The 14,761-nt window shown below is 24.6% G+C and carries 16 protein-coding genes; all 16 read left to right on the top strand.

All coding sequences use genetic code 11. The annotated features are described in order from the left end of the window. The 16 genes from moaC (at position 1) to BGI42_RS13965 (ending at position 14,750) form a co-directional block, all read left to right on the top strand. The gene (gene moaC / locus BGI42_RS14040) at positions 1 to 468 is read left to right on the top strand and encodes a cyclic pyranopterin monophosphate synthase MoaC (RefSeq protein ID WP_069680884.1); all 468 of its coding nucleotides are present in this window, start codon (positions 1 to 3) and stop codon (positions 466 to 468) included. A 264-nt stretch (positions 469 to 732) separates the two neighbouring features. Next, on the top strand, positions 733 to 1,173 hold the full coding sequence (locus BGI42_RS14035) for an MOSC domain-containing protein (RefSeq protein ID WP_069680883.1): 441 nt from the start codon (positions 733 to 735) through the stop codon (positions 1,171 to 1,173). Between the two features lie 59 nt (positions 1,174 to 1,232). Then, positions 1,233 to 2,039 (top strand): molybdate ABC transporter substrate-binding protein, encoded by an 807-nt coding sequence (gene modA / locus BGI42_RS14030; RefSeq protein WP_069680882.1) that lies wholly within the window; start codon positions 1,233 to 1,235, stop codon positions 2,037 to 2,039. A 287-nt stretch (positions 2,040 to 2,326) separates the two neighbouring features. Further along, positions 2,327 to 3,175, top strand: coding sequence for an ABC transporter permease (locus tag BGI42_RS14025; protein WP_069680881.1), 849 nt, complete (start codon positions 2,327 to 2,329; stop codon positions 3,173 to 3,175). A 384-nt stretch (positions 3,176 to 3,559) separates the two neighbouring features. Further along, the gene (locus BGI42_RS14020) at positions 3,560 to 4,798 is read left to right on the top strand and encodes a molybdopterin molybdotransferase MoeA (protein ID WP_069680880.1); all 1,239 of its coding nucleotides are present in this window, start codon (positions 3,560 to 3,562) and stop codon (positions 4,796 to 4,798) included. A gap of 139 nt (positions 4,799 to 4,937) precedes the next feature. Then, on the top strand, positions 4,938 to 5,624 hold the full coding sequence (locus BGI42_RS14015; protein WP_069680879.1) for a YveK family protein: 687 nt from the start codon (positions 4,938 to 4,940) through the stop codon (positions 5,622 to 5,624). 12 nt (positions 5,625 to 5,636) lie between these two features. After that, positions 5,637 to 6,377, top strand: a complete 741-nt coding sequence (locus tag BGI42_RS14010) for a CpsD/CapB family tyrosine-protein kinase (RefSeq protein ID WP_069680878.1) — start codon at positions 5,637 to 5,639, stop codon at positions 6,375 to 6,377. Between the two features lie 209 nt (positions 6,378 to 6,586). Beyond that, a complete protein-coding gene (locus BGI42_RS14005) occupies positions 6,587 to 7,354 on the top strand; it encodes a tyrosine-protein phosphatase (RefSeq protein WP_069680877.1) in 768 nt (255 codons plus the stop codon). Positions 7,355 to 7,888: 534 nt separating this feature from the next. Continuing rightward, positions 7,889 to 8,533: a sugar transferase gene (locus BGI42_RS14000; protein ID WP_242984732.1), complete on the top strand. Its 645-nt coding sequence runs from the start codon at positions 7,889 to 7,891 to the stop codon at positions 8,531 to 8,533. Positions 8,534 to 8,553: 20 nt separating this feature from the next. Beyond that, a complete protein-coding gene (locus BGI42_RS13995; RefSeq protein ID WP_069680876.1) occupies positions 8,554 to 9,510 on the top strand; it encodes an NAD-dependent epimerase/dehydratase family protein in 957 nt (318 codons plus the stop codon). A 40-nt stretch (positions 9,511 to 9,550) separates the two neighbouring features. Beyond that, positions 9,551 to 10,381, top strand: coding sequence for a glycosyltransferase (locus BGI42_RS13990; RefSeq protein ID WP_069680875.1), 831 nt, complete (start codon positions 9,551 to 9,553; stop codon positions 10,379 to 10,381). A gap of 36 nt (positions 10,382 to 10,417) precedes the next feature. Further along, entirely contained in the window at positions 10,418 to 10,978 is a 561-nt protein-coding gene (locus tag BGI42_RS13985) for a glycosyltransferase (protein WP_105165935.1), read from the top strand. Positions 10,979 to 10,992: 14 nt separating this feature from the next. Next, positions 10,993 to 11,514, top strand: coding sequence for a glycosyltransferase (locus tag BGI42_RS13980; protein WP_105165934.1), 522 nt, complete (start codon positions 10,993 to 10,995; stop codon positions 11,512 to 11,514). 5 nt (positions 11,515 to 11,519) lie between these two features. Further along, a complete protein-coding gene (locus tag BGI42_RS13975) occupies positions 11,520 to 12,368 on the top strand; it encodes a glycosyltransferase family 2 protein (RefSeq protein ID WP_069680873.1) in 849 nt (282 codons plus the stop codon). Beyond that, positions 12,361 to 13,452 carry a glycosyltransferase family 4 protein gene (locus BGI42_RS13970; RefSeq protein ID WP_069680872.1) on the top strand — a complete coding sequence of 364 codons (1,092 nt, stop codon included), beginning with the start codon at positions 12,361 to 12,363 and terminating at the stop codon, positions 13,450 to 13,452. The genes BGI42_RS13975 and BGI42_RS13970 overlap by 8 nt, the downstream gene beginning before the upstream one ends. After that, positions 13,449 to 14,750 carry an oligosaccharide repeat unit polymerase gene (locus BGI42_RS13965; protein ID WP_069680871.1) on the top strand — a complete coding sequence of 434 codons (1,302 nt, stop codon included), beginning with the start codon at positions 13,449 to 13,451 and terminating at the stop codon, positions 14,748 to 14,750. Before BGI42_RS13970 ends, BGI42_RS13965 begins: the two co-directional genes overlap by 4 nt. Positions 14,751 to 14,761: the final 11 nt, after the last annotated feature.

Raw genomic sequence — 14,761 nt, 5'->3', positions numbered from 1 at the left:
ATGGAATTTACACATTTTAATGAAGATGGACGAGCTCATATGGTAAATGTTGATGAAAAAAATGATACAAAGAGAGTTGCAATAGCAATTGGAAGTATAAAAATGAAAAAAGAAACTGTAGATTTAATAAAGAATGGAAAAATAAAAAAAGGTGATGTATTATCAGTTGCTCAAGTAGCAGGAATTATGGGAGCTAAAAGAACATCAGACTTAATACCTATGTGTCATAACATCTTTATAACTGGAGCGGACATTAAATTTGAGATTAATGAAGATGAAATAAAAATACAAGCCACAGTATCTACTGTAGGAAAAACAGGAGTTGAAATGGAAGCATTAACAGCAGTGTCTACATCAGCTCTTACAATATATGATATGTGCAAAGCAGTAGATAAAGATATGGAAATAGGAAATATAACTCTTATAAAAAAGACTGGTGGAAAAAGTGGAGAGTATATTAAAAAATAAACACAAAAATTTAATAATTGGCTTTGTTTTAGCAGAGTATTTATATATGCATAAGTAAAGCTGGATAGGTAATTAAACTTAAGAATACTAAAATAAGTATAGTCTCATTTTAGCTTGCTCCAAATATAAAATTTAGACAAGCAGTAAATGTGACAATACTCATAAAGTATTCTAAAAGTTCAATTACAATGCCACTTTTACATATTGCATATATTAATACATGTTTAAAACAGTATCTAATAATGTTTTAGGAGGACTAATTTAATGAATTTAACAGGGAAAGTTGTAGCTATTAATATAAGTAGCACAAAGGGAGTTGTAAAGAAACCTATAGAAGAGGGAGTATTTATAGAAGAATTTGGACTAGAAAATGATGCTCATGCAGGTAAATGGCATAGACAAGTAAGTTTATTAGCAAAAGAAAGTATAGATAAGATGAATAACTTAGGAGCAAAAAATCTTACTTATGGAAATTTTGCAGAAAATATAACTACAGAAGGTATAGTTCTTTTTGAATTACCTGTTGGAACAAGATTAGAAATAGGGGAAACAGTTCAAGAGGTAACACAAATTGGGAAAGAATGTCATAAAGGATGCCAAATAAAAAAATTAGTTGGTGACTGTGTTATGCCTAGAGAGGGTATATTTACAAGAGTAATTAAGGGCGGAAGGATAAAGCCAGGAGATAAAATAATAGTTTTATAATGTTTTAAGTGAATGTTGATATTATAGTTATATAAATAATCTAGTAGGGGGAATAATAGATGAACAAAATAGTAGGAAAAAATAGTATAAAAAATATTGGTATTTTTATTATACTTAGTGTGATTTTATTTAGTTTAAACGGATGTGGTGCTCAAAAACCTAAGGAGAAATCAGTAACTGTATTTGCAGCAGCTAGTCTTACAGAATGCTTTAATGAAATAGGTAAAGAAATTAAGAAAGATGAAAATATTGATGTTGTATTTAATTTTGCAGGAAGTCAAGCTTTAGTTACATCAATTGAACAAGGAAGCAAAGCTGATGTATTTGCATCTGCTAATATTAAGTATATGGACAAGTTGACAAAAGAGGATTATGTTTCAGATAGCGTTAAATTTGCAGCAAACAATCTTATATTATGTAAGAATAAAAAGAGTAGTGTTGTTGTAGATAAATTTGAAGATTTATCTAAACCAGAAATTAAAATAATAGCTGGAGATAAATCTGTGCCTGTAGGAAATTATTTTCATAAAGCATTAGATAATCAATTAGCAGAAAAAAATATCAATGAAGATACTTATAAAAATATAATTAATAATATAAGAAGTCAAGAATTAGATGTAAAAAGTGTTGTAAGCAAAGTAGCTTTAGGAGAAGGGGATATAGGTATAGTCTATAGAACCGATGTAAATGAAAATAATAAAGAAAACTTAGATATTATAGAGCTAAAGGAATTTGAAGATTTAAAAGTACAATATCCAATAGCTAAGATCAAGAGTTCTGATAATGAAAATGCTAATGAGTTTATTAAGTATTTAACTAGTGACAAGGGAAAAGAAATACTAAAAAAACATGGATTTAAGGCATAGTCAAAAAAATAATAGACCAGTATGCTAGTCTATTTTGTGTGATGCTGCGTTAGCAAATGTAGCTAATAGCTTTATATTAACTAAATTCACTTTCTTGTCTGACACAAAATATACAACGCCTTTTTGATTTATTATTTTATTTCATGTGTCTAAAGTAGATTAATAAATTTTAAGGCATTATATAGAGTTAAGCTTAGGAAAGAAAATAACAAGTTAAATATCCATGCAAAATGGAGTAATATATTAACTTGTTATTTTTTCACGTATATTATAATTAGGAGAAATTTATGATAATAAATAATTATAAAGAACAATATATAGTAAAAAAACAAAAGAATAAAATCTTTAAAAATAAAGAATCATTAAGTTATATATTTTTTGCACTAATAGTTATATATGTATGTTTTTTGATAGTTCCCATAATAGGATTAATTAAGTATTCAGGAATAAAAAAAATATTAGAAACCATTAATAATGTAGATAATATTTATTGTTTAAAATTAAGTATGAAAACTTCATTAATATCTCTATTATTAACATTCTTATTTGGGACACCTACGGCTTTTTATTTATCTAAAATATCTAAAAACAAAATCCCTAAAATTGTAGATATTATAGTAGAACTTCCAATAGTATTGCCACCAGCAGTAGTAGGTATTGGGCTACTTTTAGCCTTTGGGGATAATGGAATTATAGGAAGTATATTTTCAAAACTTGGTTATAGTATTACCTTTACTCCAATAGCTGTAATAATAGCTCAATTATTTGTATCATCTTCACTTTATATAAAGGTATTAAAAAATTCAATACAGGATATACCTAAAGAAATTTTTGAAGTAAGTTATGTATTAGGTGCAAGTAAAATTACTACTATCATAAAAGTAATAATTCCTATGTTAAAAAGGACTGTAATATCTGCACTTATATTATCATGGATAAGAGCCTTAGGAGAGTTTGGAGCTACATTAATGTTTGCAGGAAATGTTATGAATAAAACAAGGACAATCCCTCTTCAAATATATACATATATGCAAACAGATATTAAAATGGCAACAGCTTTTGCTGGAATTTTATATATTTTATCTTTTATTATGATTTTAACTATTAGAGTTTTATTAAGAGAGAAGTCAGAGTAAAATAATATTTTATAAAAATGTAGGCTCTGTTTTAATAGAATGTTAATATATATGTGATTTTGTATATTACATATATTAACATGTATTTAAAACAGGGCTAAATACAAAGAAGGATTTAAAAAATATAAAGAGAATATTAAAAATAAAGTAAAATTTTCAAATAAATAGTCTTAACTGGAACAAGTTTAAGGTAACATAATGTTTGAAGCATTTATAAATGAACTAAATTTATTTTATATCTAGTAAATAGAGTTTATATTTAGTATATAGAATTTATAAATTTAAATATTGTTAAGTTAAAGCAAAAAATCAATAATTAAAATTAGGTAGATAATATGTAAAAGGTATTAAAAATAAAAGTTATTGTATGAAAGGGAGATTAATATGGTTAATATAGATTACGCATTAAATGTCATTTGTAAAGAAACAAAAATAATTGGAACAGAAAACAAAGATTTATTAAGTAGCGTTAATAGGGTTTTAGCAGAAGATATATATTCTAAGGATAATTTACCACCATTTAATAAATCATCTAAGGATGGATATGCTATAAAAAGTGAAGATACACTTAATTGTAGTAAAGAGAATGTTTGTAAGCTTAAGGTAAAAGGCATTATAAAGGCAGGAGATTTTATTAATGACACTTTAAAAAATGGAGAAGCTTATAAGATAATGACTGGTGCACCAATCCCTAAAGGAGCAGATGCAGTTGTAAAAATCGAGGATATTGAAATCAAAGATGATAATCTTTTTATATTTGAACCAATAAATGAAAACAATAACATAATTAAGTTTGGTGAAGAAATTAAAATAGGTGATTTAGCCATTAAAAAAGATACTGTTATAAGACCAGTAGAAATAGGAGTATTAGCATCACTTGGATATAGCAGCGTTAAGGTCTATAAAGCACCAACTGTAGCACTTATTATTACTGGTGATGAACTTGTTGATATAAATTCTGATATTAAAAATGGTCAGATAAGAAATAGTAATGAATATTCATTAAAAGCATTAGTAACAAATTTAAATGCAGAAGTCTTATCTTTAGGAATTGTTTCTGATGATAGAGAAAATTTAAAAGAAAAAATGAAATATGCTTTAGAAAAAGCAGATATTGTTATCACTTCAGGGGGAGCATCTGTTGGAGACTATGATTTTGTTAAAGATATTTTAAAAGAAATAGGAGCAGATATTAAATTTTCTAAAATAGCAATCAAACCTGGAAAGCCAGTAACATTTGCTACATTTAATGAAAAACTATTTTTTGCACTTCCAGGAAATCCATCATCATTAATAACAACTTTCGAAAAATTTGTGAAACCAACTATTGAAAAAATTATGGGAAAAGATGATTTTCATTCAGAACAATTTAAAGTTATAGCAATGTATGATTTTGAATGTGAAATAGGCAGAGAAAAATATGTATATGTTGAAATAAAGAAGAAAGATGGAAATTATTATGCATATAAAGTTGGATCTCAATGTTCTAATCATTTAATGACTATGAGTAGGGCTAATGGAATAATAGTTATACCTAAAGAAATTGGACATGTTAAAGCAGGAGAAGCCTTTAATGGAGAATTTATATTTGGAATAAATTTTAAAAAATACATTAAAGAGTAAATAAAAATACACGAAAATATGTTATATGAATAATATTTTGGAATAAAAACTAATTTGTGGTCTTAACATAATAAGACTTTGATGGTAAAATATTATAATGTATGAAAATAAAAAATATATTTAATGGAGAAATTGAATAATGAATGAAGAAGTTATAAGAATTGAAGACATAGTAGATGTTTTAAAGAAAAGATGGAAAATGATACTTTCAATAACTATTATAGCTACAGTTTTTTCAGCGATTATGAGTTTTTTTGTTATTTCGCCTAAATATGAAGCAAGTACAAAGCTATTTATAGGTAAAGAAAGTAATGAAACTCAAGTACAAAATTACAATAGTAGTGATGTACAAATGTATCAAAAACTATTGAAAACATATGCAGAAGTAATTCAAACAAATGATTTAGTTGAAAAAGCAATACAAAGTGAAGATTTAAGTTTAAAATCTGAAAAAATACTTAATGATTTAAAAGTTACACCAAGAGCAGATACTCAAATTTTAGAAATCAGTTATGTAAATACTGATAAAAACATATCTAAAGAAGTGGTAAGCTCTATTACTAATCAATTTATGAAATCTTCAACTGATCTTATACCTAATGGTAATGTAAAGGTAATAGAAGAAGTTAGAACTCCAGAAAAACCAGTAAGCCCTAATAAAAAATTAAATATAGCAATAGCATTTTTATTAGGCTTAATGATAAGTGTGGGATTAAGCTTTTTAATAGAGTTTATGGATAATACATTCAAAACAAAAGAACAAGTTGAAAGTATACTTGACTTACCAGTAATAGGTGTTATTCCAGATGATGTTAATTTTAATTAAAGGGGTTAAAAAATGTTTTTTAAAAGTAAGTTAGATAAAGCATTAGAAAATCAAAACTATAAAGGTTTTGTTGTAGAAAAGAAACCTAAGTCTATAGTATCAGAATCATATAGAACATTAAGGACAAACATACAATACTCATCTTTCGATAGAGAAATACAAACAATAGTAATTACAAGTGCTGAAGCAGCAGAAGGAAAATCAACTGTTTCAGGAAATTTAGCTTTATCATTTGCTCAAAATGAAAAAAGAGTTATTATTGTAGATTGTGATTTAAGAAAACCTTCAGTACATAAAAATTTTAAAATGTCTAATTTGGTAGGACTATCAGAAGTGCTTTTAGGAACATCTAAATTAGATGAGGTAATACAAAAGCGTAATGAAAATTTACATGTACTAACTTCAGGAAAAATTCCACCTAATCCAGCAGAAATGTTATCTTCAACAGCCATGTCTAGATTACTAGAGGAGTTAAAGAAAGAATATGACACTATAATATTAGATAGTGCACCACTTGGAGCAGTAACAGATGCACAAGTTCTTTCAACAAAAGTAGATGGAACAATACTTGTAACCAGAGCTGAAAGAACTAAAATAGAATCAGTAATAGAAGCAAAAAATCTTTTGACAAAGGTTGGTGCTAACATAATAGGATGTGTATTACACGCAGTAGAAAATACAAAGGGAAAATATTATTACTATTATGGAACTGATGGTGAAATGAAAAGAAAAGAACATGAAGATGATAAATAATTTATAAAATAGAGATTAAAAAGCCAATGCTTGTTTATTTTAACAACATTGGCTTTACTTAATTAGTTGAGAATTGATAGTGGAGAGTTGAGAGTGGAGGAGAAAATTCCTTGGGGAATTTTAATTTATATGTTTTTTTAGAAAGTCTTTAGACTTTCAACCAAAACTCTCAATTCTCCACTTTCAACTAAAAAAAGGAGGAAAAAATAATGATTGATATTCATTCACATATAATACCTAAAATAGATGACGGATCTAAAGAAATGGAAATGACTTTGGAAATGTTAAGAAATGCAGAAAGAGATGGCACTAAGGAAATAGTAGCAACTCCTCATTATCTTATGGAATATGGTGAAGCTACAATTGATGAGGTTAAGCAATATGTTAAAGAGATTAATTCAGCTATAGAAAAAGAGGGAATAGATTTAAAAGTATATAGTGGACAAGAAATATATTTTACAGAAAATATAATACAGTATTATTTAGATGGAAAGATTGGAACAATAAATGATTCAAGATATATGCTTATTGAATTTCCAATGACTAAATTTGATGATAATGTTTTTGATATACTTTATGAGCTTCAAGTTAGAAATATTTCCCCGGTAATAGCACATCCAGAAAGATATAGAGAAATTATAAAAAATCCTATGATTGTTAATAGATTTATTGATGAAGGATATTTATTTCAAATGAATGCAGGAAGTTTAGAAGGATTATTTGGAACAGAAGCTAAGAAAACTGCTGAAATTTTATTGAAAAATGGAATTTATAATTTCATAGGATCAGATGCACACAATACAAAAAGTAGAACAACAGGAATTTTAAATGCAATAAAATTAGCAAATAGTAAAAATAAAAATTCAGAAAAAATATTTATAGATAGCTCTAAGAAAATGTTAAATGATGAAGATATAGAATTTTTGGGCACAAAAATTAAAAAGAAAAAATCTTTCTTTTCTTTCTTTAAAAGATAATAAATATAAAAAATTATTTATAACCAGATAATCTGAATTAAACCAAATTTTACTATAAATACTATTTTCGATAAATATATATAAAAAACTTTTAATAAATTAATAAAAAGACAAAAATCTTTTATTTATCTTTTAAATTTAATAAAAAATTAATAATTATAAACAAAACTTTAACAGTGTAGTATTAATATGGTATAATTATTTACATACGAAAGGGGATTATATACATAATTTCTATAAAAAACAACTCATAAATTAAATATACAGAACTAGAATAAATAGTATTAAATTTTGTTTATTGTTAATCCAAGCAGTTAAATTTAATATTATATATTTTTGTGCAAAAAACAGAAAATAATTTCAATATAACCAAGAAAATTTTTTATTTAAAACCACAGTTAATACACTGCTGGTATGTTTCAGGAAGAAACAGTATTAATTCAAGGAATGAATAATTTTAAATATTAAGTATTTATAATAAAAAGTCTTTGTTTTAGTGCTTACTAATGGACATGCTAGTTAGGGGTGAATGTAGTGGAAACTTTGGATAAAACTTACATAAAAGTAGAAAAAAAATTAAATATTAACTATAAAGAAAAACAGCTTTATGAATTTATAAAAAGAATACTCGATTTATTATTTTCCATAATAGCTTTAGTAATAGCAGTACCTATAATTTTAGTTACATGTATATTGGTAAGGCTAGAATCTAAAGGTAATCCTATATATAGCCAAGAAAGGTTAGGTAAAAATGGGAGAAAATTTAGTGTCTATAAGATAAGGTCTATGTATACTGATGCTGAAAAAAATGGACCTCAATGGGCTGGTAAAAATGATAATAGAGTTACTAAAATTGGAAAATTCATAAGAAAAACCAGAATAGATGAATTACCACAACTTTTTAACATATTAAAAGGTGAAATGAGCATAGTAGGGCCAAGGCCGGAAAGAGAATATTTTATAGAAAAATTCTCAAAGGATATACCTAATTTTAAACAGAGATTATTGGTAATACCTGGGCTTACAGGATATGCTCAAATAAATGGGGGATACGATATAACACCGTTAGAAAAATTAGAATTAGATTTGAAATATATAGAAAATAGAGGTGTTATTGAGGATTTTAAAATAATGTTAAAAACAGTAAAAATAGTACTAACAGGAAATGGTGCTAGATAATAAAAAAGGTGGTAGTTAATATGAAAATTTTAATAACTGGTGGAGCTGGATTTATAGGATCTAATATAGCAGATTTACTCATAGAAGAAAATCATGAGATAGTGATAGTTGATAATCTTTCACAAGGAAAGAGAGAAAATGTGAATGAAAATGCTAGATTTTATAAATGTGATATAGTTAATGCAGAAGAACTTGAATTGGTATTTACAATAGAAAAACCTGAAATAGTTATACATAATGCAGCTCAAATTGATGTGCAAACATCTCTCAAAAAGCCTTCATTAGATGCAGAAGTTAATATTAAAGGAACTATAAATATACTAGAATGTTGTAGAAAATTTGGAGTGAGAAAAATAATATATCCATCTTCAGCAGCAGTATATGGAAATCCTAAATATTTACCAGTAGATGAAGAGCATCCAATTAATCCGATATCATTTTATGGAACATCAAAACATACTCCAGAACATTATATAAAGACATACTCTAGACTTTATGATATAAAATATACAATATTTAGATATGCAAATGTATATGGAATAAGACAAGATCCCAAAGGGGAAGGTGGAGTAATATCTATATTTATAGATAAATTTTTAGAAAATAAATCACCTATAATTTTTGGAGATGGAAATCAAACTAGAGATTTCGTCTATGTAAAAGATGTATCTAAAGCAAATTTATTAGCACTTACCAATGGAGATAATAAAATTTGCAATATAAGCACACAAAAACAAAATTCAATTAACGAACTTTTTGCAACAATGAAAGACTTATTAAATAGTAATTTAGAAGCTATTTATAAGCAAGAAAGAAATGGAGATATAAAAGAAAGCAGTTTAAAAAATGAAAAGGCACATAAATTTTTAAAGTGGAATACTGAATATAGTTTAAAAGAAGGATTAAAAGAAACATGTATGTATTATAAAGAAATTTATGATGTCAAAAATGAAGTTGCTGTAGGAATACATGATTAAAAGAATAGTATTTTAATAAAAATATGGAGTGTATTGATTGATGAGAGAAAATAAATATAGTGTCTTGATGTCTGTATATAAGAATGAAAATCCTAAATATTTTAAACTTAGTATAGAAAGTATGATAAATCAAACTTTAAAACCAAATGAAATTGTTATAGTTAAAGATGGAGCATTAACTAAAGAATTGAATGAAATTATTAATAATTTCGAGATAAAGTATCCTAACCTATTTACTATAGTTAATTTAAAGAATAATGTTGGTCTTGGTAAAGCACTTAATGAAGGATTAAAAAAATGCAAAAATGAATTAGTTGCAAGAATGGATACAGATGATATATCTATCGATAAAAGGTGTGAATTGCAAATAAAAGAATTTGAAAATAATAACAAATTAAGCATAGTAGGTACAATTATTGATGAATTTTATGATAAACCTACTGATATTATATCTTCAAGAGTTGTTCCAATAAATCATGAGGATATTTTAAAGTTTTCAAGAAGAAGAAACCCATTTAATCATCCAACTGTTATGTATAAAAAGTCAGAAGTTTTAAGTTGTGGTGGATATGGAGATTATAGAAGAAATCAAGATTTTGATTTATTTGTTAGAATGTTGAATTCTGGATATGTAGCAAAAAATATAAATAAATCTTTATTGTTATTTAGGGCTAATAAGGATAATTTAAAAAGACGGAAGAGTTGGACAAAATGTAGGAGCAATATATCTATGATGCATGACTTTTGGAAAAAAGGATATTCAGGACTTATTGATTTGTTTATTGTTGCAACAAGTCAGATTGTTGTGTTTATTTCACCTATTTGGTTGTTTCAATGGATATCGGATACCTATCTTAGAAAGAAATATTGATGTAAATAAAAAAATTATAGGAGTTATTAATATAAAATGATAAAGATAGCATATGTAGTATCTACATTAAAAAGAAGTGGACCTATTAATATATTATATAATATAGTGAAATATTTAGATAAAAGGGAATTTCAAGTATATATAATTTCATTATCCAATGAAGGCGATAATAGCAGAAAAGATGATTTCATAGATTTAGGATGTGAAATTTTAAACTTAGGATTCAGTAGATTTGAAGGGATTTTTAAGTCTAAAAAAAATATTATTAAAATAATAAAAGAAAATAATATAAATATTGTACATGGACATGGAATAAGAGCAGATTTTTTGATTTCAAAATTAGAATGTGTTAAAACTTTTTCTACATTGCATAATTATCCATATTATGATTATCCAATGACATATGGAAAGATTAAAGGATACATAATGGCTTATTTACACTTAAAACAGTTAAAGAAAATTAATTGCGCTAGAGCATGCTCAAAATCAGTTTCAGATATGCTAAAAGAGAAAAATAATTATGATATTAGATATGTTCAAAACGGTGTAGATTTAGATAAATATAGTATAGTTAATGAAGAAAGAAAAAAAAATTAAGAGAAAAATTAAATTTGCCATTAAACAAAAAAATATTTATTTCAGTAGGACATTTAAGTGATAGAAAAGATCCATTGACTATAATCAAAGCTTTTAAAAATTTAAATGATAAAGCATTATATTTTCTAGGAAATGGAAAACTAAAGGACATTTGTTTAAAAGAAATAGAACATAATGAAAATATTAAATTATTAGGGTTTGTATCAAATGTGTATGAATATTTACAAGCATCTGATTATTTAATTTCAGCATCTAAAGCAGAAGGCTTACCTAATACGGTAATAGAAGCAATGGCTTGTGGTTTACCTTGTATATTATCTAATATTCCACCACATAATGAAATACTGAATTTTGATAATACAACAGGTGAAATATTTGAAATAGGAAGTTCTAAGGATTTAATAGAAAAAATAGTTTCTATAGAAAATATAGACTATAATGAGATATCAGAAAAGTGTGTGAAATTAATAGAAAATAATTTAAGTGCTGAAATTATGTCTAAAAAATATCAAGAATTGTATTTAGAAATTAATTAAGGAGGATGATTAAAATTTTAAATCCTAAAATATCAGTAATAATGTCAGTTTATAATAATGAAAAATATTTATCACAATCAATAGAAAGCATATTAAATCAAACATATAAGAATTTTGAGTTTATTATAACTAACGATTTTTCAAAAGATAATTCATTGAAAATTATAAAAAAATATTCTGAATTAGATAATAGAATTATTATAGTTAATAATAAAAAGAATATTGGGTTAACTAAGTCATTAAATAATATGATTAATATTTGTAAAGGTGAATACATTGCTCGTATGGATAGTGATGACATAGCTTTACATAATAGATTTGAAGAACAAATTAATATATTAAACAAAGACAATACAATTGATATTATTTTTTCAGATACTATATTAATAGATGAGAATAATAATAAGCTATGTAGTTCTTGGAGACCTAAGACTGTTGAGAAGATATTAAAATATTTAAAGTTAAATAATTTTATACCTCATCCTACAGTGATTGTTAAGGGAAGTTTATTAAAAGAGTACAGATATAATGAAGAATATTGGACTGGGCAAGATAAAGAACTATGGATAAGGTTAAATAAAGATAATAAAAAATTTTATTATCTAAACAAATCATTGTTATTATACAGAATTAATCCTAATAGTGTTCGGAATAAAATACAGAATCAATATTATAATTTAGCTACACAATACATTAATAATAATAATAAATTAGGTGCTTTAAGGTATATTAAAAATTTGAAATTTAAAGAGAAGTTAATTATATTAATTAAATTAATTGTTCCGTTTAAATTAATATTTTATAAAGGGTTAGTACTTAGAAGATGTAATATAAGGATGAGGAAAAATGAATAGAAATATTTTAATTATTTCACATGAATACCCACCATTAGTTGGAGGGGCAGGAGTTATTGCTAAAGATTTAGTTAGGAAATTTTTAAATAATGATGATGAAGTTACATTAGTCACAAATTATATTGGAAGAGATTATAAATCGGAATATAAATTAATAGAGGTAAAAACTATACCTAAAATAAGATTTTATAATTTTTGGAATAAAATAAATAAACTTCCATTAGAAACTTATGACAAAATAATATTAAATGATATTGGTGCATGTATGGTTGGGTCTTATTATTTTAATGATATATTACTTAAGAAAACCATAGTTTTTCTTCATGGTAATGAACCAGAAGCTATATGTATAAATCCAAGTAGATGGTTTAGAATTATAGATTTCAAAAATAAATATAATAAATTACTTAATAAATGTAATTGTATTATATCTGTTAGTAATTATATGAAAAATAAGTTTTTAAAATATTCTAAATGGACTAATTTAGATAATAAAATAAAAGTTATTTATAATGGTATAGATGATAAAATTTTCTACTATGATCCAATTAATTTATATAATGAATTAAATATAGAAAATAAATCAAAATTGCTTTTATCTGTTGGAAGAATTGTGGAAAATAAAGGATATTTAGATAAGTATAATATATTTAAAACTATAGCTAAAGATTTTAAATATCATTGGATAATTATTGGTGAAGGAAATTTCAAAACAAAGTTTAAACAAATAATTAAAAAAGATGGATTAGAGAAATATGTACATTTTATAGATAGAGTTGATAGAGACAAATTAAGAAAATATTATTCATCTGTAGACTATTTTTGGCTTTTATCTAATTATGAAGAATCGTTAGGATTGGTATATTTAGAAGCTCAATTTTGTGGAACACCTGCAATTGGAAGAAATAGAGCTGGAGTAAAAGAAACAATTATAAATAATAAGACAGGATATTTAATTGAAAATAATTCAGAAGTAGTAGAAATTTTTAAAAAAGGAGAAAAATTAAAATCTGATAATTTTAGGAAGATTATTAATAAATATTCTTTTACTGAAAATACACAGATTTTAATGAAGTTTATATGATAAAAAATAATATATTTATTACTATTATGATGTTTTTATTCGTTTTTAATATACCATTTACATTTTTGCCATTTGGAACAGCAAAGTTATTTACTATAATGGGAATAGTAATATTATTTATTCAAATTACCATGAAAAAAAAATCAATGTTTTTTAATAATAAAGAGGCAAAATTTTGCTTTAAATATTCACTGTTTTTATTGATAGGATCTATTTTTTTCACATTAATTCACAACACATTTGATTTTACAATAACATATTCCTATTTCTTATTTATTATAGAACATTTACTAGGAAGTTTAACTATTATATATCTTATTAATAAGAAGAATAGTATAAGTATTGAATATGTATTAAGAAGAATAGTTTCTATATGCTTTATTCAATCATGTTTAGTAATACTTATGCTTATTAGCGAAAAAATAAAGATATTTATATATTCTATTTTAAAAACAGGCGAATCTTTATATGATATGGGATTAAGGTATGATGGTATTAGGGGATTAGGTGTAGCGTCGAACACTACATATGAATTATCTTTTGTATTGTCAATTGGATTAATAATTGATGTTTACTTAATTAACAAATTTCAAAATAACAAAGAAATATTTAAGTTATCGTTATCTTATTTAGTTATATGCTTTGCTACAATAGTTACAGCTAGAACTGGATTAATTGGAGTTTTTATTAGTTTTCTTATATTAGTTATTAATTATAAAAAAAAATATAAAGAATGTATAAATATAAGAAAAATTAAATTTATATTATTTTTATTTATTATATGTTTTATTTCTATAGTTTTTTTAAATTTAATATTTAGTGATTTTATTATACTTGTTCAAGAAAAAATTATACCATTTGCTTTTGAAGCATTTATTAATTTGTTTCGTAATAAATCTTTTGAAATGAGTTCAACTAATGTATTAAAACAAATGTATTTTCCAGTGTCATTTAAAACGCTAATAATAGGTGATGGAAGATATATTAATGAAAATGGTATTGGATATTATATGAGTACAGATGCTGGTTATATGAGACACTTATTATTTAGTGGTATTTTTAGTGTCTTTTTATATGATTTTTATTTTAAAATATTTAATAAAATAAAGAATAATATTAAATATTTAAATTACAAAAGATTAAATATTATAATAAGTTTTTTAGCAGTGTACTATTTTTTAGTCCATGCTAAAGGAGATTTATTAACTGGCGGAAATATGGCAATAAAAGTTTTAGTATTAATTTATTTGGCGTCAGGTTTTGAATCAAAAAATTTAAAAATAAAACAGAAAATTTAATTGAATAACCT

It is taken from the genome of Clostridium taeniosporum (assembly GCF_001735765.2).
In the GTDB taxonomy this organism is placed as follows: Bacteria; Bacillota; Clostridia; order Clostridiales; family Clostridiaceae; genus Clostridium; species Clostridium taeniosporum.
This window is presented reverse-complemented; position numbering and strand designations above follow the sequence as displayed.

What these genes read in the sequence shown, in the direction of transcription:
- moaC (WP_069680884.1), top strand. Translation starts at nt 1, where the DNA reads ATGGAATTTACACATTTTAATGAAGATGGACGAGCTCATATGGTAAAT.
- BGI42_RS14035 (WP_069680883.1), top strand. Translation starts at nt 733, where the DNA reads ATGAATTTAACAGGGAAAGTTGTAGCTATTAATATAAGTAGCACAAAG.
- modA (WP_069680882.1), top strand. Translation starts at nt 1,233, where the DNA reads ATGAACAAAATAGTAGGAAAAAATAGTATAAAAAATATTGGTATTTTT.
- BGI42_RS14025 (WP_069680881.1), top strand. Translation starts at nt 2,327, where the DNA reads ATGATAATAAATAATTATAAAGAACAATATATAGTAAAAAAACAAAAG.
- BGI42_RS14020 (WP_069680880.1), top strand. Translation starts at nt 3,560, where the DNA reads ATGGTTAATATAGATTACGCATTAAATGTCATTTGTAAAGAAACAAAA.
- BGI42_RS14015 (WP_069680879.1), top strand. Translation starts at nt 4,938, where the DNA reads ATGAATGAAGAAGTTATAAGAATTGAAGACATAGTAGATGTTTTAAAG.
- BGI42_RS14010 (WP_069680878.1), top strand. Translation starts at nt 5,637, where the DNA reads ATGTTTTTTAAAAGTAAGTTAGATAAAGCATTAGAAAATCAAAACTAT.
- BGI42_RS14005 (WP_069680877.1), top strand. Translation starts at nt 6,587, where the DNA reads ATGATTGATATTCATTCACATATAATACCTAAAATAGATGACGGATCT.
- BGI42_RS13995 (WP_069680876.1), top strand. Translation starts at nt 8,554, where the DNA reads ATGAAAATTTTAATAACTGGTGGAGCTGGATTTATAGGATCTAATATA.
- BGI42_RS13990 (WP_069680875.1), top strand. Translation starts at nt 9,551, where the DNA reads ATGAGAGAAAATAAATATAGTGTCTTGATGTCTGTATATAAGAATGAA.
- BGI42_RS13985 (WP_105165935.1), top strand. Translation starts at nt 10,418, where the DNA reads ATGATAAAGATAGCATATGTAGTATCTACATTAAAAAGAAGTGGACCT.
- BGI42_RS13975 (WP_069680873.1), top strand. Translation starts at nt 11,520, where the DNA reads ATGATTAAAATTTTAAATCCTAAAATATCAGTAATAATGTCAGTTTAT.
- BGI42_RS13970 (WP_069680872.1), top strand. Translation starts at nt 12,361, where the DNA reads ATGAATAGAAATATTTTAATTATTTCACATGAATACCCACCATTAGTT.
- BGI42_RS13965 (WP_069680871.1), top strand. Translation starts at nt 13,449, where the DNA reads ATGATAAAAAATAATATATTTATTACTATTATGATGTTTTTATTCGTT.